The sequence below is a fragment of the Bacillus sp. Xin1 genome (genome assembly GCF_013314535.1).
Classification (GTDB): Bacteria; Bacillota; Bacilli; order Bacillales; family Bacillaceae_G; genus Bacillus_A.
Genome location: NZ_JABUAE010000045.1, coordinates 1 through 20,777, shown reverse-complemented (window position 1 = coordinate 20,777; position 20,777 = coordinate 1). Strand labels below are relative to the sequence as shown.

The following is a 20,777-nucleotide window of genomic DNA, read 5'->3' as shown; positions in this document are numbered from 1 at the left end:
TCGAATTTCTTCTAGGTACAAGAAAAGAGGAGGCCGTTCTCCGTTCTCCTCTTTTTCCTTTCACTAATGAAAGTAACTCTTTATTCTATTATAAACGATTCATAACATCTTCTTTAATAGCAAGTAACTTTTGTTCACTATTTTGTAAGGAATCATCCTTCACACCAAAGTAAAACTTGATTTTTGGCTCTGTTCCAGATGGACGCAAGCAGAACCAAGAACCATCCGCTAATTGATATTTTAACACATTTGATTTAGGTAAGTGAATCTCTTCCTTACTTCCATCTTTTAGTGATGTAATGATGCTTGCTTTATAGTCTTCTACTGCGTCTACTTTTAAATCAGCTACTTCTTTTGGCGGATTTTCACGGAATGATGCCATCATTTCTTGAATCTTCTCTGCACCATCTTTTCCTTTTAACGTTAACGATACAAGGTCTTCACGGAAGAATCCATGTTTCGCAAACACTTCTAATAAGCCATCGTATAACGTTTTTCCTTGTGATTTATAGTATGCTGCAACTTCACATGCGAACAGTACAGATTGGACTGCATCCTTATCTCGGCAGAATGAGCGAATTAAATAACCATAGCTTTCTTCATAACCAAATTGGAATTCATATTGTCCACTTTCTTCATATTGCTTAATCTTTTCACCAATAAATTTAAATCCAGTTAGCGTATCTACTGTATCTAATCCATACGCTTTCGCAATTGTACGACCAATTTCAGAAGTTACGATTGTTTTTAATACAACACCGTTTTCTGGAAGTGTGCCGTTTTGTTTCTTTTGTGATAATAAATAGTCTAGCATTAACGCACCTGTTTGGTTTCCTGTTAATACCTGATACTCACCAGCGTGATTACGAACAGCTACACCAAGACGGTCTGCATCCGGATCTGTTGCGATTAACACGTCTGCTCCTACTTTTTCACCATCACGAATCGCAAGTTCAAACGCTGCGTGCTCTTCTGGGTTTGGTGATTTTACTGTTGAGAAGTTTGGATCTGGTAACTCTTGTTCTTTTACAACTGTTACGTCTGTAAATCCAACTGCTTCTAAGCCACGACGCGTTGGAATATTGGATGTTCCATGCAGCGGTGTAAAGACAATCTTTAAATCTTTTCCAACTTCTTGTACCATTTCTTTATTGATAATGACTGTTTTTAATTGTTCTAAGTATGCGTCATCTACTTCTTTTCCAATGATATGTAATAAGCCGTCTGCTTTCAATTGCTCCACATCAGCAACTTCTACTGTTAATTCATCTTCTACTTCGTTTACATAGCTAATTAACTCGTCTGCTTCTTTTGGTGGTAATTGCCCACCATCTTCTCCATACACTTTATAGCCGTTATACTCAGGTGGATTATGACTCGCCGTAAGAACGATTCCACTTACTGTATGTAAATAACGAACTGCGAAAGAAAGTACTGGTGTTGGACGTAGACTTTCAAATACATATGTCGTAATACCATGTGCGCCAAGAGTTGCCGCTACTTCCATTGCGAATTCAGGTGATTTATGACGGGAATCATACGCTACAACAACGCCACGTTTCTTCGCTTCTGCACCTAAATTTTCAATAAAGTGTGCCAGTCCTTTTGTTGCCTTGCGAACTGTATATACGTTTAAACGGTTCGTACCAGCACCAAGCTCTCCACGCATACCACCTGTACCGAATTCTAAGTTTTTATAGAAGCTATCTTCTATTTTCTTTTCATCTTGTTTCATATCTTCTAGTTGTTCTTTTAATTCTGCATCTAAGTTTGCATAGGATAGCCAGCGACTATATTCTTGTTTCCAATCCATTTTCTAATCTCCTCTCGCCTGTCATAACTACATTATATGAAAAAAACGACAAGTATCTCAATATATTTTAAAATCTAACAGGATTTTACTATAAGCATTTGTATACACTAATCCTATATACTTCAAATAAAAAGGTGAGAAAAATGGAAGAATGGGGATTATCTGAAGAGTTAAAAATAAAAACGAAACAAATGATTGAAGTTGTAGAGGGCGAATTACGTGATATGAAGCGAACTGTTGAAAAAGACGGTGAGTGTATTTTATGTAAAATGGAAGAAATCCATCATTTACTAAGTAATGTTCAAACACTAGCAGCTTCTTATTATTTAAAGGCATATTTATCACCCTATACATTAGGCTACGCTCCCATTACAACAGCAATTCAACATTTAGGTGATAGAAAACATGGTGCGTTAATTGTTGTAGAAAGAAATGATTCACTTGATTCTCTTATTCAAACTGGAACAAAACTTGAAGCGTATTTAACCATTCCACTACTGGAATCCATCTTTTATCCAGGTAATCCACTTCATGACGGAGCTGTTCTCATTAAAGGAAACCATATTGTTTCAGCTGCAAACATTCTTCCTTTAACGAAAAGCATAGAAATCGATTCAAAACTAGGAACACGACACCGAGCTGCAATTGGTTTATCAGAAAAAAGTGATGCACTCATATTAGTTGTGTCTGAGGAAACAGGTCGCACATCCTTCGCTTTAAACGGAACGTTATATACAATTTCTTTATGAAAAAAGGGCAGCTCTTTAGGCTGCCCTTTCGAAACTTCTTATTCTTCTCCAAAACGTTCAACAAGTGTCGCAAGTGTACGAACCATTGCACCTGTTGCTCCGGCTGGACCTAAATCATGTGCACTCGTTGTATCAGATGTTCCAGCAATATCTAAATGTACCCATGGCGTTTCTTCTGCAAACTCACCAAGGAATGTTCCGGCCATTACCGCATGACCTTCGCGGCCTGGTGAGTTATTTAAATCAGCAAATTTACTGTTACGAACACGCTCTTTATCACGCTCGAAAATCGGTAATTGCCAAATTGGCTCATCTGTTTCTATGGATGCTTCTAATACTTGTTCAAATAATGCTTCATTATTTGTCATTGCACCTGTTGTGTGATTTCCAAGCGCAACGATAACACCGCCTGTTAATGTTGCAATATCAACAAGATAATTTGCACCAAGTTTCTTCGCATATGTAATACCATCAGCTAATGCAAGACGGCCTTCTGCGTCTGTATTTAATACTTCAATTGTTTTACCACTCATAGATGTAATTACATCATCCGGTTTAAATGCGGTACCACTCACAACGTTATCAGTTGATGGGATAACAGCAACTACGTTTTGCTCTGGGCGAAGTTCACCGATAATTTCCATTGCGCCAAGAACTGCTGCGGCGCCGCCCATATCACCTTTCATTCCTACCATGCCTTCGCGTGGCTTTAAAGAGTAACCGCCTGTATCATATGTGATCCCTTTTCCAACGAATCCGATCACATCCGTCCACTCTTCTTTTCCTTTATAAATAAGAGCAATCATTTTTGGTGGCTCCGTAGAACCTTGGTTTACAGCAAGTAACGCACCCATACCAAGCTCTTCCATTTCTTCTTTCTCAAGCACTTTATAATCCATATCGTATTTCTCAGCTAATTCAACTGCATACTCTGCAAGTGTTGTTGCCGTTAATACGTTAGGCGGCATATTTACAAGTGTACGAGCTGAATTTGTAGCACATCCATGCACATACCCTACTGTTAATGCAGCTTCGATTTCTTTTGCATCCTCTGCCGTAATAACCGCAAAGTTTTCTAACTCGACACTTTCTTTTTTGTCCGTTTTATATGTTTGTAAATCATATGTACCAAGACAAGATACTTCAGCTGCAATATGCGCAACATCAATCGCATCTAATTTATCTGTTACGAAAGAATCAAGTAAAATTGCAGCTTCTTGCATTTTGTCAGCTTTTAATGTTTTAAATACTTTACTAAGTGAAGCACGTAACGTTTCTGTTGAGCATGATTCTTTTTTGCCAAGACCGATAAAATAATAACGTTTTACATTTGTTTTTCCTAAGCTATGTACTTTTGAAACGGCTTTTTTCTTTGCACTCAGCTCTTTCTCTTCTAATAAAACTTGTAATTGTCCATCAAATGCCTTGTCTAATTCCTGTACAAAACTATTCGCTTTTTCTTCTTCAAATAAAGCGACGATAACTGCTTCATGACTTGCTAATTCTTTTTGTACTTGAAACATGTTCAAACCCCCTAGATTTCTCTATTTTCATTATAACTGTATTTTCTCGAAAATGCGATAATTCTAACTTATCTATCACTTCATATACAGAATAATCTCTGGTAATAATGGTAACTTATCCACTTGTTCATATGGGACCTTCTCTATACTTTTTGGTATCACTTTACGGCATTCTTGAACAAATTTCACAACTTCTTCTACATCTAAGCTCCAATACATAGGGCGGTATGGCGTCAAATATTGTTCCGCCACTTCCATCATCATGCGCGCCCCCTTTACATTCCCATAACTGTAATGATACTGAGCAACCGCCATTTGCAATAACCCCTTTAAAAATAAATTGCTCCGATCTTCTAACCACATTTCTTCGAGCAAATCATGACATGTATAATAATCACCTTCATTGTACTTCACAAAAAACTCATAGTACACCAACGGATAGTCTTCCACTTTTCCACCCCTTTTTCTTATATATAAATTATGGCTATGAAGAAAAAAAGAGACTTTCACTCATTTTCTCCTTCTGTTTTCACATGGCATGGGACTAAAAAAGGCACTGACCACTTCTATACATGGCCGGATGTTCTCGCCTACCTAAAAAGAATGGTTTGCTATTCGTTTTTTAATTTGGATTTATATATTGTGAACCAGGACAAAGAAAAAAGTCTAGTGTTAACCTCACTAGACTATCTCTGTTTCAAATATTGACCGCGGAATACTTGCAATGTTTCATCTTGGTTCAGCATCGTTAACTGCTCTTCTGTCAACTTACCGTTCCCCATTTTCACTACGTATACATTTACTTTTTTCTTGCCCCACTCACTATATACATCTTGAACAGTTTCATAATATAAATCGAGTCTATTTCCTTTTATAGCTCCCCCTTTATCTGCTACCACACCATATCCATAGCCTGGTACAAAAAGGATGGTTCCAATCGGAAACACACGTAAATCAGCTGCAATTGTAGAATATATGTCACGTTTTGCCTTTACACCTGAATATGTAATGCCATACTCTGGGTGCCCGGGCCTTTTACCAGTTGATTCTATCCCTGACGTATAGCCAGTTGCTGTCATTTCCATGACCCGATATTTAGACCAGTCTTTTCCCTGTTCTAAAGCATTTATCACTTCTTTACTCGGAGCAACTTGTTGCTCTACTTCTGCCGCATGTACTTCTTTTACATCGATTTCTTGATATATTTTTACAATTTCTACTATAGAAACCCCAGTGAACGCTTGCCATGTCACACATAATGCTGCTACCAGTAAACAAGTCATCATAATGCGAGTACCATAACGTTTTAACATTTTTATATTCCACACTCCTTCATCGTTCATCATTCCCTATACGATAAAGAAATATGCAGAAAAAAATCCCCAGTAAACTGGAGACTAGAACATTTGATATCCACTTTTCCGAAGCTTCTTTATAACAACTCCTGCTAAAATTGCCCCTAGTAACCCTGTTGATAAAATAAAAAGATCGGCTTGTCCAAGACGTAAAACGCTTGTACCAAATAAAGAAAATGTTTCCTTAGGTTTTGAAAAATAATCCCAAACACTTGCTTTACTAATAATCAGCATACAAACAATCGGATAAACGATAACCATCACCCAAGTAGCACGTAAAATCATGTTGAGTAAAAATCCAATTCCAAAGAACAGTATAAAAAACAACATCATTGAAATAAGTAATACTGGAATACTCACTTTTTCCCACTCCTTCTATTTCTTATCCCCTGCCGTAAACACATGATACGATGTATATCCAAATTGATCTCCTGGATTTAATGTTGTATCCATCTTAAGAAGCGATTCTTTATGACCTTCCAGTAAATACCGAATTAATATAGAAGCATCTTGATCATATGCAATATCTTTTGGATGTAAAAATGCTACTTCAGACAATTCCTTTTCTTGTACAGTAATCTCTTCTCCTTCTGGTTCGAGTAGAAAAATAATCATATTATCGCTAATCTCATCACGAATGACACCAGAACGAATGCCGATCACCCCTTTTACATGAGCAACAATGCCTGTCTCTTCTAAAATCTCACGTTTCACAGCTTCGTCAATCGTCTCTCCTTCATTTACGAAACCTGCAGGCAATGACCATTTTCCCTTTAAGCCTCCGTATTTTTTCTTAACGAAGAGCCATCTACCATCTTTTGTCGCTACTAGTCCACTTACAGCTAGCCAAACTTTCCCACGCTTCCCCATGATGTAAAACCCCTTCCAGCCAAACGAACAGAATATTCATTCTTTTCTATGTATTATACTATATTTTTCAGTGAGAATAATATAATCTTCCTTGTTCCTTAGCAGATACGCTTCTTTCTACTCTTCTACCTCATTTATCACTTTCCATATTTTTTGTATAATGTTAATATATTGATTATTTTTAGGGAGGTCTCGAATTCTTTCAAAACTCTCCCTTGAATATTACATCACACTTATTTATTGCGAAAGGAGTAAAAAGCAAAATGAGAAATCAATCAAAAAATCCAGTATTGTATTTGTAACATTAGTTTCCGCATTCTTCTTCTGCTCTGTCTTAATTGTTCCTTCGCTTTCACCACTTACTGATTTCGGACCTAATGCAAATAAATTCAACTCTTTAGGCATGTGGAAATCAATCGGCACGATTTTACTATTTTATAGCGTACCTCTACTTCTTTATATCGCAGAAGTGAATGCAATGCGATTCATCATGGCTATTCTTTGCGGTATGGGGCTATTCGTAAATCTTGTGATACTTGCAGCCGTATTGATTATAACGCTCACAAGTAACTATAAAGCCTCCTCTTTCTTAGGAGTCATCATTGTTTGCACAGCGGTAATAATCACAAACATCATTTGGTTTTTTGTTGCTTTTCGCTCAAAAAGAACTTCTACTTATACACTGAATGTACGATGAAATAGAAGTTTAAGAAAAACTTGTATTACACAAAAAAGCAGAAACAGCTCATAGCCATTTCTGCTTTTTTCTACTATATACCTCTTTTGATTTTCCAACATATAAACTGTGGCTATGAAGAACAGAAAGAGACTTTCACTCATTGTCTCCTTCTGTTTTTACATGGCATGGGGCTAAAAAAGGCCCTGACCGCTCCTGTACATGAGCGGATCCTCTTTCCCACCTAAAAGAAAGGGTTTTATGTTGATCTTTCAATCCGTATTTATATATTAAAAGAACTTCAATTTACCTTTTTTCAGAACTAATAAAGGTCCACCAAGTAAGAATAGGTAACGGTTATCGATTACTTTCTTCATAAAGGAAGCTTTCCATCCCGTTAACTTTTTACCCATAACAACGCCCATTGCATCGTCATGTCCTAATGAACATACAGACCCTTTATTATCGAACACGAATTTCTTCATTTCACCTTTACCGCGAATTAACACAGATAAGTTATGTGCGATATTGTAACCTTGTTGAATTGCAATTTGTGCTGTTGGTGGGTATGGACGATTAATCTCTTCATTGATGATTAACGCTGCGTCACCAACCATGAATACATCTTCGTGACCTGGAGCATGCATATACTCATCAACTTTTACACGCCCGCGCATTGCTTCAAAGCCAGACTCTTCCACAATACCGTTACCGCGAACACCAGCAGCCCAAACAACAGTTTCAGATTTAAGTAACTCAACATCGTCACCGTTTGCAACTAGAATACCTTCTTCAGTCGCTTCTTTAATTGCTGTACCGATGCGGAATTCTACACCTTTTTTCTCTAACTGTTTTACAGCGTACTCAACTAATTCTGGATCGAAACCAGGAAGTGCAGACGGAGCAGCCTCTACACAAATGATACGTGCTTTTTCACGTGGAACATCATACTCTTTGCAAAGTTCAGGGATACGGTTTGCAAGCTCACCTACATACTCGATACCTGTAAATCCTGCACCACCAACTACGATTGTTACTAACTCATCGCGTTTTTCAGTCGCATATTGAGAGAACTTGTATTCCATGTGCTCACGAATTTGACGAGTTGCATTAATGTTAGTAATAGAGAATGCATGCTCTTTCAATCCTTTAATACCAAATGTTTCAGATTCGAAGCCAAGACCGATTACTAAGTAATCATACTCTAACTCAGCATTTTTTAAGATAACGCGTTTTTCAGCTGCTTTAATTTCTACAACTGTATCTTGTACAAAGTTTACTTTATTTGTATCAATAACGTCTTGAATGTCGAGACGGATTTTATCATGATGTAATGTGCCAGCTGCACTTTCATGTAACCAAGTTGCTTGGTAGTGATAGCTGTTGTTGTTTACTAACGTAATTTCAGCTTCACTTACAGATAATGCTTTTTGCAGACGAACAGTCGTAATCATCCCGCCATAACCTGCACCTAAAACTACGATTTTTGGAGTTTTCACTCAATCACAACCCTTTTCTTAATATAATAGTAATGAAAAATAAGACCAAAGTGCTAAATACTTACTTTGTCAAGAATGTGGAATTCCTCACATTCTCAAGCATAACAAAACGTATTCAAAAAATCTTACGAAATTTGTCATAAAAAATTAACATAATACTTTCCTATATTAGTCGGTTTCATGTCATAATTCAAGCGCTTAACGAATTATCAATATTTTAAAATAACATAGCGTTTTCAAGGGTTTTTTAGCCTTTTTTACATGGATTTTCCTAGTTGGTATATTTTATACATTTTTAACTTAACTATGCACAAGCTTACATATAATTCAGTCATTTCTTGCAGTATTCTAAACTTAAATATGTTATCATTTTACTGTAAAGTGTAATCTTATTTGCAGGATTTCCGTATACATATGAACAATATATGGAATCAATATCTAAATTCCATCTATAGGGGGAATAAATAGTGACAGAAAATCAAAAAGTTTACGACATAACGATTATCGGTGGAGGTCCAACAGGATTATTCACAGCGTTTTATGGCGGCATGAGACAGGCCAGTGTAAAAATTATTGAAAGTTTACCGCAACTTGGAGGACAATTATCCGCACTATACCCTGAAAAATATATTTACGACGTAGCCGGATTCCCAAAAGTACGCGCGCAAGAACTTGTTGATAATTTAAAAGAACAAATGAAAAAGTTCGAACCGACTGTTTGCTTAGAAGAAGCAGTTGATACACTTGAAAAACAAGCCGATGGTGTATTTAAGCTTGTAACAAATAAAGAAACGCACTATTCTAAGTCTGTCATTATTACAGCTGGTAATGGAGCTTTCCAACCACGCCGTTTAGAATTAGAAGATGTAGAAAAATTCGAGAAGAAAAATCTACACTATTTCGTTGATGATATGAATAAATTCGCTGGGAAACGCGTCGTTGTATTTGGGGGCGGCGACTCTGCAGTGGACTGGACAATGATGTTAGAACCGATCGCTGAACAAGTAACAATCGTTCATCGCCGTGATAAATTCCGTGCTCATGAGCACAGCGTAGAAAACTTAATGAACTCTCGCGCAGATGTAAAAACACCTTACGTTCCAGTGGAATTAATTGGTGAAGACAAAATCGAACAAGTTGTATTGCAGCATGTAAAAACGGAAGAAAAAGTTGTGATTGACGTTGATGATGTCATCGTAAACTACGGCTTCGTTTCTTCTCTTGGCCCAATTAAAAACTGGGGATTAGACATTCAAAAAAACAGCATCGTTGTAAACTCTAAAATGGAAACAAACATCCCTGGTATTTACGCAGCTGGTGATATTTGTACATATGAAGGAAAAGTAAAACTGATTGCATGTGGATTCGGTGAAGCTCCAACAGCAGTAAATAATGCAAAAGCTTATTTCGATCCAAATGCAAAACTACAACCAATGCATAGTTCTAGTATGTTTTAATTTATAGATGAGACGGACTCCTTTCGTACGAAGGGAGTCTTTTTAATAAAGTAATACTTGTGTTTCCCCCCATCTCCTACTGATTATCACCCCTCATCAAGATTTATCTAAACTCTTAGAGATATTAAGAATAAGTCAAAAGGTGGTTTTAATATGGATATTAGATGGAAAAGTGAAGATGTTATTTTTGGCACACTAAGGGAATCTGAGGTATGGGCTGACTCGATTGCAAACGAAATATACGGAAGAACGATTGATGGGTATATAACCCCTGACTATAAGATTGCTTATGCTCTGTCATTTTTCTTAGCTTCTGTTCCAAATTTCATCGTTCACACAGAAGAAGCTGTAATTACAGATTCATTTGTTTATAAGGTTTGGGTGACCAATTTAACGAGTGCAGAGCAAAAAAACGTCTAAAGGGTATCTTCTCCTTTCCTTCATCTGTATAATTATGGTACAATTATACAGAACATTTGTTCCTATACGAGAAGGGGAGTATTAACATGAATGAACCTAAGATTGTACAAAAAGAAGCTTTCCAAGCCATCGGTATTTCTATCACAACAAATAATGAAACGGAAACATCAGCTGAAGGAAAGATTCCTCACCTATGGAACCAATACTATCAAGATCAAATCATGAATCAAATTCCTAACAAAAATGCTCACACCACACTTGCATTCTATTCGGATTATGAGTCCGATGAAACTGGAAAATATAGATACACAATCGGTATGCCCGTCTCTTCATTAGAAACCGTCCCTGAAAATATGGTATCTCTTACAATATCTGCTCATACATATGCAGTATTTACAACACGAAAAGGTCCTGTATCAGAAGTCATTTACGAAGCATGGCAAGATATTTGGAACTGGTCGAAAGAAAACAAGCGTGCTTTCACAATTGACTTTGAGCTATATGACGAAAGGGCAATGAATCCAAATAACGCGCAAGTTGATATCTATATTGCATTAGCCTAAACCACATAATAAGAAGGTGCTTTTCGCATCTTCTTATTTTTTTGTCTTTAAAAATCCACTGGGCAAATCTTCTATTATTGTCTACAATGAAAAAGTGCAGTATAGAAATATTAAAAACTGTATAAAACGATTGTTAACAGGATTTTATCCCGCATTAACGGGCAGTAATACTCCCACCTCAAAATTCGGCGGGAGCAAAGAAGTTAGGTGGGAGATAAACTACCCGTAAAAGCCCGATTGGTGAGGGCTGATAATCAGTGGGGGATGAAGCCCCCCACTGATTAAAGTTTCACTTTATATTCATTTAAAATTGTTACATAGAAAGGAAGCAATATGGAGGAACTACAACAAAACAAATCTGCTCCAGTAGAAAATGGAACACCTTTGCTAAAAAATACAAACTTCCTATTTCTCTGGGCAGCTACATTATTCTCAAGCTTTGCTTTAGCCTTTTTTACATTTTCCCAAACTTGGTACATAGCCAAAACATTAAATCTTGAAGCCTCACTAGGCATTGTCTTTGTTGCGCTTAGCGTCCCAAGACTTATCTTTATGATTGTTGGAGGAGCTGTGGCAGATAAGTTTCCGAAAAAAAATATTATGTTTTACTCAAATATCATTCGTGCGCTTCTTGTCGCAACAATTTTAACTTGGTTTATCGTTGATGATGTAACATTATATACGTTTGCTTTGTTTGCCTTGTTTTTTGGATTAGCGGATGCCTTCTTTTGGTCAGCGGACGGTTCCATTCTCCCTGAGCTTGTAGAAAAACATCGTTTAACACAGGCAAATTCACTTACACAAATGACAAACCAAGCGTCAGTCATTTTAGGACCTGTATTTGGTGGAATCCTCATTAAATTTAGTAATTATGAGACCATCTTTACCATTACCATTCTATTGCTCATTGTTGCTGCTATACTCGTCCAAAAAATTCAATATACCGTGCAAGTAGAACAGGATGCAGACAAAGGAATGTTTACATCTATTAAAGAAGGCATTTTGTACGTAAAGGAATCACCTTTTCTTTCAACATTCCTTATCTGTAGTGCCTTTCTAAATTTATTTTTAATCGGTCCAATGCAAGTTGGTTTCCCATTATTTATCAAAAACGTTCTTCATGGTGACTCGCTTCAATTTAGTTACTTAGAAGCCGCTGTTGGAGGCGGAATGGCAATTGGTGCTGTCATTGTTGGACTTAAAAATATTAATCGCAGACGCGGACTATTTTGCATCATTATGATGCTATTATCTGGCGTTTTCTTCTTATCCATTAACTTCAGTACAGCACTTTGGCAAGCACTACTCGCAGGCGCATTTTATGGCATTACGATTGCCATGGCCATCGTTCCATTAATGGCAATGATTCAATCTACTGTTAAAGAAGAAATGATGGGGCGTGTCATGAGCTTACTGATGCTGTCATCTATGGGCTTCATCCCGCTTTCCTATGCATTTACATCGCTCGCGCTTGCAGCTGGCATTCCGATTGTGACGATTATGAAAAGCGGTGCTATCGCTGTTATTGTCTTTGTATTATTTGTGGCGATTCGCGTTCCTGTTGTACGAAAATTCGATTGATCAAAAAGAGTCATGTATTATACGCATGACTCCTTTTTGAATGGATCAAATAAACTCACCTTCGCGCTCTTTCTAATAGCCGCTCCCCACTCTAACCCAATATCTAAAAATAGATCGCGCATCGTACTATACAAAAGAGCCCTAACATCTTTACGAATTTCTCCTAACTTATACGCCCTGACAACACTTTTCACCCGCCATATAAGCTTCGCTCGCATATCTTCATCGACCATAAGTTGTTCCAAAAATACGCCTTGCTCTAATAATCCACTCTTTTTATAAGCCAGTTCTACCTTACTCCAAAGTATATTAATCGTTTGCGGATTTCGTGACATCGGTACAATCGCATGTACAAACTGAACTGGAATATTATGACGACAATATGTTTCATCAAGTTCATACGTTGTTTTTTTCTTTTGTACTTCTTTAGAAAAGTTTTTAAAAAGAACAGTTTCCCTTTCTTCCCGTACCCCTTCCTTCTTACATCCATCTACACTTTCTCTCTTTTCACATGCGGACATTTCCATACGGTCATCCATGCGGTCAAGTGCAGCTTTACGAAACACATATAAGTTTGCACTATATCCCCCTCGCTTATGTCTCTCTTTCGTAGGAATCCGCTCAATAATCCCAAGTTCCTCCAGTTTTGCAACAGAGCGACGTACCGTACGAATACTTTTTCCTATTTTGGTAGCAATTGCTACCATTAACGGACAAGCAACTCCAACTGTTTTTTGCTTTTCATTTACTGCATATCTTCCTAAAAACTGAATCACTAAAAAATCTGTTTTATTTATATTCTCTTTATAACGCACTAAAATTTGCTTTTGGTATGTATTAAATTCTTCTATACTTCGAAATTCGCTATATGTTCTCATTAAATGATAGAAGGTTCCCATTTTTCATCACCCCATATATAAATAGGTGCGATAAAGCAGAATGGGCAATTTTTTTATTTAATAATTTAAAAAGCGTAAAACAAAAAAACAGGTCGCACTACAACATGCGACCTGTCTTACTTATCAATAAAAGCTATTGCTTACAATTAACCAACCCAAACACCATTATTATTAAATTTATAATATTTACCATCAATCCATTTTGTTCCTGTTACCATCGTACCGAAAGAATCAAGGTAGTACCAGCTTCCACCAAGTTTTAACCACCCTTTATGTTCAGATCCATTGCTGTTAAAATAGTGCCAGTAATTACCGATTTTTTGCCAACCTGTTTGCATTGCCCCGCTGTTATCAAAGTAGTAATACGTATTATTGATATAACGTTTTCCTGTTTCCATAATTCCGTATGATCCAAGATAATACCATTTCCCTCCATTAGATAACCAGCCTGTTTGTTTTGCTCCACTACTATTTAAGAAATACCAAGATCCTTTAATTTGCACCCAACCTGTGTGCATTGCTCCAGTGTTTTCATTTAGATAATAGTATGTATATTTCCCTGTTTTTTTATCTTGGATTGAAACCCATTCCTTTTGCATAATTCCATAATCGCCAAGGTAATACCATTTCCCTCCATTAGATAACCAGCCTGTTTGTTTTGCTCCACTACTATTTAAGAAATACCAAGATCCTTTAATTTGCACCCAACCTGTGTGCATTGCTCCGCTATTCTCATCTAAATAATAATATGTATATTTCCCTGTTTTTTTATCTTGAATTGGCGTCCACCCTTTATGCATATATCCAAAAGAAGGATCAAGATAATACCATTTCCCTCCAGTAGATAACCAGCCTTTTAGCTTATTACCATTTTGATCATAGTAATACCAATATCCATTTTGTTGAACCCAGCCCCTAGCCGCCTTAGCATGACTTACATTTGTAACTTTAGAAACTGTGTTATTCTGTTGAATAGCTTTGTTTCCATCTGCATAAGCTGCCGTTGGAATTAATAGTGCAGCAGAAAGTAAAGAAGTAACAATTTTCTTTTTCATTAATTTTTCCCCTTTTCAGAAAATAAATAGTCTATGCTATTTTACCAATTATCTGTAATTAATTAAATGTTTTTTTACAATATTTATACAAACGAATTATAAGATGGTCATAAAATATAGATAATAAGACTTTACTCTGCAATTTACTATATACTTTCATTAAGCTATATACAGATTAATGAACGAAGATTTGATGATTCCTAATGACATGAGGTGAAAAATATGATTGTAATTAGTGCCTGTTTAGCTGGTATTGCTTGTCGTTACGATGGAAATGACAATCTAATCTCAAAAATAGAAGAGTTATTACAGAAAGAGGAAACCGTCCTTGTTTGTCCAGAAGTATTGGGCAGTTTGCCTACACCGCGTCCATCAGCAGAAATCATCGGTGGAAACGGTGACGATGTACTAGATGGCAAAGCAAAAGTGATGGATAAAGACGGAAACGATGTAACAGAAGCTTTTGTACAAGGAGCTTATAAAGCTTTAAAAGAAATAAAAGATTTACATCCCGAATACATCATTTTGAAAGAAAGAAGTCCGTCTTGTGGTAGTTCTACTATTTATACAGGAGAATTTAATGGAAACAAACAAGATGGTTATGGTGTAACAACAGCATTATTTCGAAGACATGGATTTACAGTAATTTCAGAAGAAGATTTCGAAAATAAATAAAGGATTTGACCTACAAGGTCAAATCCTTCTTCATTATTTCACACCTAATTTTTCTTTCACTTTTGCAGGAAGTTCGTCTTTTTTCACTTCTTCCCAAGCTGTTACACCTTTTTTATCAGAATAGAATACACGTAGGAACGCTTCTTTACGAAGGTTTTTCACAGCTGTAAATTCCATTTCTTTTTCTTTACCATCTTTATCAAATGCAGGTAACTTGTACTCAAATGATTTGTGCTTCTGACCACCATCAGCTTGTTCAATTTTTTCTTTTCCATCAACTGTAATTTGAACATAGTACTCATCTTTTCCCATACGGTTTAAATCGCAACCAACTAACATTGTAGCAAATACAACTAAAATACTAAAAAGTGCAATATATCTTTTCACGTCATTCACCTCATGTGTTTTTTATTATGTTGTTATCATAATCTCTTTTCGCTTAAGGAGAAATTCAAAAACGTGACATGAACATTACACTTTTGTAAGATAATAAAAAATAACCTTCTCACTTATTTGTGAGAAGGTTATTTTTAGCACTCTTCCGGCTTACCAGCATTCGACGCTGTACGGAAAGATGATCCACATCCGCATGATGCGATTGCGTTTGGATTATCAATTGTGAATCCGCCGCCAAGCATGGATTGTTTGTAGTCAATTTTTACTCCTTTTACAATCGGAGCACTTTCTTTATCAATAACAAATTCAACACCGAAAAACTCAAGAACTGTGTCGTCTTCATTTGGTTCTCTTTCAAATCCTAAGCCGTAAGAAAGACCACTACATCCACCGCCGTGTACAGCAAGGCGAACGTATTTCTCTCCATCTTCAGCATCTTTCAACATATCCTTAATTTGAAATGCTGCTTGTTCTGTTACATCAATCATGAAAGCCACCTTCCTTTCTTCTCTCGTTCTATTATACATCTTTACGCTTCTATCTTGTACTCATACACTCCGCGGCAAATGACTTCTGCTGGACCTTTCATTAAAACGTTACCTTCTTCTGCCCAAGCAATCATTAAATCGCCGCCTGCTAGATGAACTGTAATTTCTTCGCCACGCTTCATTTTCTCATTTAACACTGCTGCCACAACGGCTGCACATGCCCCTGTTCCACATGCCTGCGTCACGCCTGACCCGCGTTCCCAAACACGGAAATTCATTTCATTGTCATTTACAATTTCAATAAATTCAACATTCACTCGTTCTGGAAACATTTCATGCGTTTCCAGAACAGGTCCTAGTGTTGTAAGCGGAGCTTCTTCCACATCATCTACAAAAATAACTGCATGTGGATTTCCCATTGAAACACCTGTAAAGACATAGCGGTGATTATTATATAGGAAATCTTCACGAATGAATGGCATTTCCCCTTCACCAAGCATCGGCAACTCTGCACGAGTTAAACGAGGCGCCCCCATATCAATTTTCACTAATGTAACCATAGCACCATCTACTGTTACTTCCGCTGTTACAATCCCGGCTAATGTTTCAATTGTAAAAACAGTCTCTTCTACTAGTTTATGCTCATACGCATATTTCGCTACGCAGCGCAGTCCGTTCCCGCAACTTTTCCCTTCTGAACCATCGTTATTAAACATACGCATTTTTACTGGCGCTACTTCCGATGGACAAATTAAAATCATGCCATCTGCTCCAATGCCAGTATTGATATTCGAAACCTTTTCCGCCACAAGAGCTAGCTCTTCCTCTGGAATTTGTTCTTCAAACATATTTACATATATATAACTATTTCCAAGACCATGCATTTTTGTAAAAGAAAATTGCTTCATCCTCATTCACTCCAAAAAAAATTTGTTGTTTTAAGTATAAAATGCATGCTTTTGGAACACAATAAGAACGTCCCCCGTTTTTCATATTTGACAACATTTTGATGGCTTTTATGTAAGAGCCATTCTTACATAAATCGTGTAAGAAAAAAGCCCTTCTCGGAAAGGGCCTTTTTTTATTTTATCCCGCTATTTGTGGATAGACAAATTGATGAGAACTAATAATTAGTGCAATGAAGCCTACTGGTTAAAATTCTACTTTATACAAACATCCCTGCTATCGCAGTACTTAATAAATTGGCGAGTGTCCCCGCTACAATCGACTTTAATCCAAATTTAGCAATATCCAATATCACTACGGCGTGTTGGTGCCATTCCACCTAACTCTCCAAGTAGATTCAAATTCTTTGTTAGCATTTCCTTCGAAAGAATTTTTACTCTAATAGAAACGATAACAATAAAAAAGACGTTGCTCATTTGCAACGCCTTAAAACATTGGATTTTCATCTAAGTAATCATATACATTTTTCACAAGTTCTTCTACTGTTGCCCCCTGTACAACTTCTCCGTTTACAAGTGCAAAAGGTCCTTCAAAACAAATACCACAATACCCTAGGCAGCCATACTCCATAACATCTAAATTCGGATCTTTTTCTAATTTCTCTAGTGCTGCTTGTGAGCCACTTGCAAGATTACCTACACAAAATTCGATTAATGGTTTAATCAAAACGATCCCCCCTGTATCCCTAAAAATGAATCTATAATAAGAAAACTAAGCTGTTTCTTGTTGTTTTCGTTACACTTGCTAAAATATTTAGTTGCTTCACTGTTTCATTTCAAACTAAAAGATCTTCTCTATATCAATCCACTTTGATTCCCAGTATACAAATTAAAACAGTTTGCCCACTTTTCTTCTTATTGTACAACAGAGTACACATTCCTGCATTGTTATTTGTTCACAAATTCGATATAATTTGAGTGAGTAAAGTCAAATTATTTTTTCAATATATAATTATATGATTAGGGGATATTTCAACAGAAAAGGGGTAATCCATCATGAAACACCTCGTATTACTGGGCGGTGGCTACGGTGGAATGAGAATTCTGCAGCGGCTTCTTCCAAACAACCAACTTCCAGATGATGTCCAAGTGACATTAATCGACAAAGTACCATACCACTGTTTTAAAACAGAATATTATGCATTAGTAGCGGGAACAATTTCAGAAACGCACATTCGTATTCCGTTTCCAGAACACCCGCGCCTCAACATTCAATACGGTACCGTAACAAATGTTGATCTTGAAAACAAAGCCGTTCATCTCGATAGCGGTGAAGAAATTAAATATGATGATTTAATTATCGGACTTGGCTGTGAAGACAAATATCACGATGTTCCAGGCGCAAAAGAATATACACATAGCCTACAATCTATTGAGCAAACACGCAAAACATACGAGCGATTAAACAGTTTAGAACCTAACGCAACAGTTGCAGTTGTCGGTGCTGGATTAAGTGGCGTTGAAGTGGCAAGTGAGCTTCGGGAAAGTCGTTCTGATTTGAAAATTTACTTATTTGATCGAAAGGATCGTATTTTATTCCCTTTCCCAGAAAAATTAAGTAGATACGTAGAAGAATGGTTCGTAAAGCATAATGTTACAATTATACGAAACTCTAACATTACAAAAGTAGAACCAAACATTGTGTACAACCATGATGAACCGCTTGAATGTGATGCAATTGTATGGACAGCCGGTATTCAAGCAAATGAAGTTGTTCGAAACCTTCCAGTTGAACAAGATAGTAGCGGACGGGTTGTATTAACAAAATATCATAATATTCCGAATGATGAGAATGTTTATGTTGTAGGTGATTGCGCATCCTTACCACATGCACCATCTGCACAACTTGCCGAAGGACAAGGTGAGCAAATTGTCCAAATATTATTGAAACGTTGGCACAATGAAACACTTCCTGATGAACTACCTGTTATTAAATTAAAAGGTGTTCTCGGTTCTCTGGGTAAGAAACACGGATTCGGACTATTAGCAAATCAACCATTAATGGGACGTGTACCTAGACTTTTAAAGTCCGGTATTCTTTGGATGTATAAATATCATAATGGTTAAGAAGAAAAACAAGGGCAGATTGCTCTTGTTTTTTTCTATTTTTCTCCTTTTTTGATACGATATGAATATATAAATCCATTTTAACTTCTCAACATATAAGTAGCTGCTATGAAAACAAAAAGGGACTTACACTCCTTTTCTCTCTGTTCTCACTTAGCATGGGGCAGAAAAAGGTCCTGACCGCTTCTATGCATGGCTGGATCCTCTCTCCCTCCTAAAAAGAAGGGTTTTGTCTTTTTTTAATTTATATAGAACCAGAAAGGAGAAAATTATGTTTCTATTAAAAAATGTAACATATAAAAATATCCTGCACGTTCCTTACTTAGAGATTCACAAAGAAAAAATCACCTGCATTATCGGTGAAAGTGGCAGCGGAAAAAGTACATTACTTCGCATGCTTAATGATTTACAATCACCAACAGCCGGCGAAATTGAATATAATGGGGCATCTATTTCGTCTTATCCACCTATTCAATTACGCCGTGAAGTTGTTATGCTAGGTCAAACACCCCCTCTATTTGACGGAACAGTAAAAGATAATTTGTTAATGGGACTTCGCTTTTCAGAGAAACCTTTTCCACCTGATGAAGCACTGCAAGAAGCACTAACAATTGTAAACTTAGAAAAAGATTTAACAAGTACCGCCTCTTCATTATCCGGTGGTGAAAAACAAAGACTCTCCTTAGCTCGTGTTTTACTTATGGACCCGCCTGTTTATTTATTAGATGAGCCCACTTCTGCATTAGATGCTGATACAGAGAGGTGCGTCATGAAACAGTTTTCTGCCATTGCGAAACAAAAAAAGAAAACGGTTATCTTTATTACCCATTCACAAAGTCTCCCAGAAGAAATCGCAGATGAAATTATTGAAATTAGTAAAGCTAAAGGTGCTATTAGAAAGGAAGTGCACGCACTTGAAGGGCGTTATTGAACTACAAATTTGGCAACTTGCTGCGGCATATATTTTCATTATCGTTTTAATCGGACTTGTAAAACTAAAAGGAATACCTCGTGAAAAACAAATTACGATCGCTACATTCCGTATGACCATTCAGCTTGTTCTCATTGCATACGTACTTACATACATATTTGAAAATAGTAATCCATTTTATACAATTGCTATTATTACTTCTATTACTACATTCGCTATTTTTAACATTTATAAACGAGTTAATATCCCTATGTCAAAAGAGCTAAAACGTGTAGCCGCACTCTCAATGATTGCAGGTTCAATCGGACCGCTTTTATTATTTATCTTTGTCATTATTGGACACGACCCTTGGTATGCTCCGCAATATATCGTTCCAATCGCTGGGATGCTTATTGGTAATGCCATGACTGGTGTGTCGCTCGGTGCAAATTCATTCTTAAACAATATGAAATCAAAGCGTGAGCAAATTGAAGGTGCACTGATGCTAGGAGCAACTCCAAAACAAGCAACAGCTCCCTTTGTAAGAGATGCTTTCGATTCAGCTATTTTGCCAACCATTAATTCTATGGTCGGAATGGGAATCATTAGTCTCCCAGGCATGATGACAGGACAAATTTTATCAGGAATTTCACCATTTACTGCCATTCAATATCAAATTGCGATTATACTTGGTATTTCCGGAAGTACAGCTTTTTCTGTCATTATCTTTTTACAAATTGGGTATAAAACCTTCTTTAATAAACGGTTTCAATTGAAAGAGATGGAAGCATAGTAAAAAAGAGTTCACATATCAGG

Annotated in this window: 23 protein-coding genes and 1 pseudogene; 10 read left to right on the top strand and 14 right to left on the bottom strand. The window is 36.8% G+C overall.

The genetic code is table 11. The annotated features are described in order from the left end of the window. Positions 1-88 precede the first annotated feature (88 nt). Positions 89-1,813, bottom strand: a complete 1,725-nt coding sequence (locus HRG09_RS23925) for a phospho-sugar mutase (RefSeq protein WP_174103303.1) — start codon at positions 1,811-1,813, stop codon at positions 89-91. A gap of 143 nt (positions 1,814-1,956) precedes the next feature. On the opposite strand from HRG09_RS23925, the gene cdaS reads away from it, so the two are divergent. Beyond that, a complete protein-coding gene (gene cdaS, locus HRG09_RS23920; protein ID WP_174103301.1) occupies positions 1,957-2,562 on the top strand; it encodes a sporulation-specific diadenylate cyclase CdaS in 606 nt (201 codons plus the stop codon). A 38-nt stretch (positions 2,563-2,600) separates the two neighbouring features. Here cdaS and HRG09_RS23915 read toward each other — a convergent pair whose 3' ends face one another. The 5 genes from HRG09_RS23915 to HRG09_RS23895 form a co-directional block, all read right to left on the bottom strand. Further along, positions 2,601-4,085 carry a leucyl aminopeptidase gene (locus tag HRG09_RS23915; protein ID WP_174103299.1) on the bottom strand — a complete coding sequence of 495 codons (1,485 nt, stop codon included), beginning with the start codon at positions 4,083-4,085 and terminating at the stop codon, positions 2,601-2,603. Positions 4,086-4,160: 75 nt separating this feature from the next. Then, positions 4,161-4,535 (bottom strand): DUF309 domain-containing protein, encoded by a 375-nt coding sequence (locus tag HRG09_RS23910; protein WP_174103297.1) that lies wholly within the window; start codon positions 4,533-4,535, stop codon positions 4,161-4,163. Between the two features lie 236 nt (positions 4,536-4,771). After that, on the bottom strand, positions 4,772-5,398 hold the full coding sequence (locus HRG09_RS23905; protein WP_174103295.1) for a 3D domain-containing protein: 627 nt from the start codon (positions 5,396-5,398) through the stop codon (positions 4,772-4,774). 84 nt (positions 5,399-5,482) lie between these two features. Continuing rightward, positions 5,483-5,800, bottom strand: a complete 318-nt coding sequence (locus HRG09_RS23900; RefSeq protein WP_174103293.1) for a YuiB family protein — start codon at positions 5,798-5,800, stop codon at positions 5,483-5,485. Between the two features lie 15 nt (positions 5,801-5,815). Then, positions 5,816-6,310, bottom strand: a complete 495-nt coding sequence (locus HRG09_RS23895; protein ID WP_174103291.1) for an NUDIX domain-containing protein — start codon at positions 6,308-6,310, stop codon at positions 5,816-5,818. 196 nt (positions 6,311-6,506) lie between these two features. Between HRG09_RS23895 and HRG09_RS23890 the strand changes: the two genes are divergently transcribed. Continuing rightward, positions 6,507-7,007: a DUF5391 family protein gene (locus tag HRG09_RS23890; protein WP_309232335.1), complete on the top strand. Its 501-nt coding sequence runs from the start codon at positions 6,507-6,509 to the stop codon at positions 7,005-7,007. 269 nt (positions 7,008-7,276) lie between these two features. On the opposite strand, the gene HRG09_RS23885 is transcribed toward HRG09_RS23890, so the two are convergent. Continuing rightward, a complete protein-coding gene (locus HRG09_RS23885; protein WP_174103289.1) occupies positions 7,277-8,485 on the bottom strand; it encodes an NAD(P)/FAD-dependent oxidoreductase in 1,209 nt (402 codons plus the stop codon). Positions 8,486-8,952: 467 nt separating this feature from the next. On the opposite strand from HRG09_RS23885, the gene HRG09_RS23880 reads away from it, so the two are divergent. The 4 genes from HRG09_RS23880 (at position 8,953) to HRG09_RS23865 (ending at position 12,506) form a co-directional block, all read left to right on the top strand. Then, positions 8,953-9,942, top strand: coding sequence for an NAD(P)/FAD-dependent oxidoreductase (locus HRG09_RS23880; protein ID WP_174103287.1), 990 nt, complete (start codon positions 8,953-8,955; stop codon positions 9,940-9,942). A 159-nt stretch (positions 9,943-10,101) separates the two neighbouring features. Continuing rightward, on the top strand, positions 10,102-10,362 hold the full coding sequence (locus HRG09_RS23875; RefSeq protein WP_174103319.1) for a hypothetical protein: 261 nt from the start codon (positions 10,102-10,104) through the stop codon (positions 10,360-10,362). Between the two features lie 86 nt (positions 10,363-10,448). Beyond that, positions 10,449-10,925, top strand: a complete 477-nt coding sequence (locus HRG09_RS23870) for a GyrI-like domain-containing protein (protein WP_174103285.1) — start codon at positions 10,449-10,451, stop codon at positions 10,923-10,925. A gap of 333 nt (positions 10,926-11,258) precedes the next feature. Further along, entirely contained in the window at positions 11,259-12,506 is a 1,248-nt protein-coding gene (locus HRG09_RS23865; RefSeq protein WP_174103284.1) for an MFS transporter, read from the top strand. Positions 12,507-12,523: 17 nt separating this feature from the next. Here the strand turns inward: HRG09_RS23865 and HRG09_RS23860 are convergent, their stop codons facing one another. Together HRG09_RS23860 and HRG09_RS23855 are read right to left on the bottom strand one after the other, a co-directional pair. Beyond that, on the bottom strand, positions 12,524-13,405 hold the full coding sequence (locus HRG09_RS23860) for a helix-turn-helix domain-containing protein (protein WP_174103282.1): 882 nt from the start codon (positions 13,403-13,405) through the stop codon (positions 12,524-12,526). Positions 13,406-13,551: 146 nt separating this feature from the next. Next, the gene (locus HRG09_RS23855) at positions 13,552-14,460 is read right to left on the bottom strand and encodes a PspC-like choline-binding domain-containing protein (RefSeq protein ID WP_174103280.1); all 909 of its coding nucleotides are present in this window, start codon (positions 14,458-14,460) and stop codon (positions 13,552-13,554) included. 222 nt (positions 14,461-14,682) lie between these two features. On the opposite strand from HRG09_RS23855, the gene HRG09_RS23850 reads away from it, so the two are divergent. Next, on the top strand, positions 14,683-15,135 hold the full coding sequence (locus HRG09_RS23850) for a 2-thiouracil desulfurase family protein (protein ID WP_174103278.1): 453 nt from the start codon (positions 14,683-14,685) through the stop codon (positions 15,133-15,135). A gap of 33 nt (positions 15,136-15,168) precedes the next feature. Here the strand turns inward: HRG09_RS23850 and HRG09_RS23845 are convergent, their stop codons facing one another. The 5 genes and pseudogenes from HRG09_RS23845 to HRG09_RS23825 all read right to left on the bottom strand — a co-directional run bounded on the left by HRG09_RS23845 (position 15,169) and on the right by HRG09_RS23825 (position 17,651). Further along, the gene (locus HRG09_RS23845; protein WP_174103277.1) at positions 15,169-15,522 is read right to left on the bottom strand and encodes a YxeA family protein; all 354 of its coding nucleotides are present in this window, start codon (positions 15,520-15,522) and stop codon (positions 15,169-15,171) included. Between the two features lie 143 nt (positions 15,523-15,665). Beyond that, positions 15,666-16,019, bottom strand: a complete 354-nt coding sequence (locus HRG09_RS23840; RefSeq protein ID WP_098338861.1) for a HesB/IscA family protein — start codon at positions 16,017-16,019, stop codon at positions 15,666-15,668. 41 nt (positions 16,020-16,060) lie between these two features. After that, positions 16,061-16,927, bottom strand: coding sequence for a diaminopimelate epimerase (gene dapF, locus HRG09_RS23835; protein ID WP_174103275.1), 867 nt, complete (start codon positions 16,925-16,927; stop codon positions 16,061-16,063). A 257-nt stretch (positions 16,928-17,184) separates the two neighbouring features. After that, positions 17,185-17,320, bottom strand: a pseudogene (locus tag HRG09_RS23830) (NupC/NupG family nucleoside CNT transporter); the annotation flags it as partial. A 91-nt stretch (positions 17,321-17,411) separates the two neighbouring features. Then, a complete protein-coding gene (locus HRG09_RS23825; RefSeq protein WP_017150175.1) occupies positions 17,412-17,651 on the bottom strand; it encodes a YuzB family protein in 240 nt (79 codons plus the stop codon). A gap of 329 nt (positions 17,652-17,980) precedes the next feature. Here HRG09_RS23825 and HRG09_RS23820 point away from each other — a divergent pair, with 329 nt between their 5' ends. The 3 genes from HRG09_RS23820 to HRG09_RS23810 all read left to right on the top strand — a co-directional run bounded on the left by HRG09_RS23820 (position 17,981) and on the right by HRG09_RS23810 (position 20,754). Continuing rightward, positions 17,981-19,051 carry an NAD(P)/FAD-dependent oxidoreductase gene (locus HRG09_RS23820; RefSeq protein WP_174103274.1) on the top strand — a complete coding sequence of 357 codons (1,071 nt, stop codon included), beginning with the start codon at positions 17,981-17,983 and terminating at the stop codon, positions 19,049-19,051. A 271-nt stretch (positions 19,052-19,322) separates the two neighbouring features. After that, on the top strand, positions 19,323-19,982 hold the full coding sequence (locus HRG09_RS23815) for an ABC transporter ATP-binding protein (protein ID WP_174103272.1): 660 nt from the start codon (positions 19,323-19,325) through the stop codon (positions 19,980-19,982). Continuing rightward, the gene (locus HRG09_RS23810) at positions 19,909-20,754 is read left to right on the top strand and encodes an ABC transporter permease (protein WP_254610164.1); all 846 of its coding nucleotides are present in this window, start codon (positions 19,909-19,911) and stop codon (positions 20,752-20,754) included. Before HRG09_RS23815 ends, HRG09_RS23810 begins: the two co-directional genes overlap by 74 nt. The last annotated feature ends 23 nt before the right edge of the window (positions 20,755-20,777 follow it).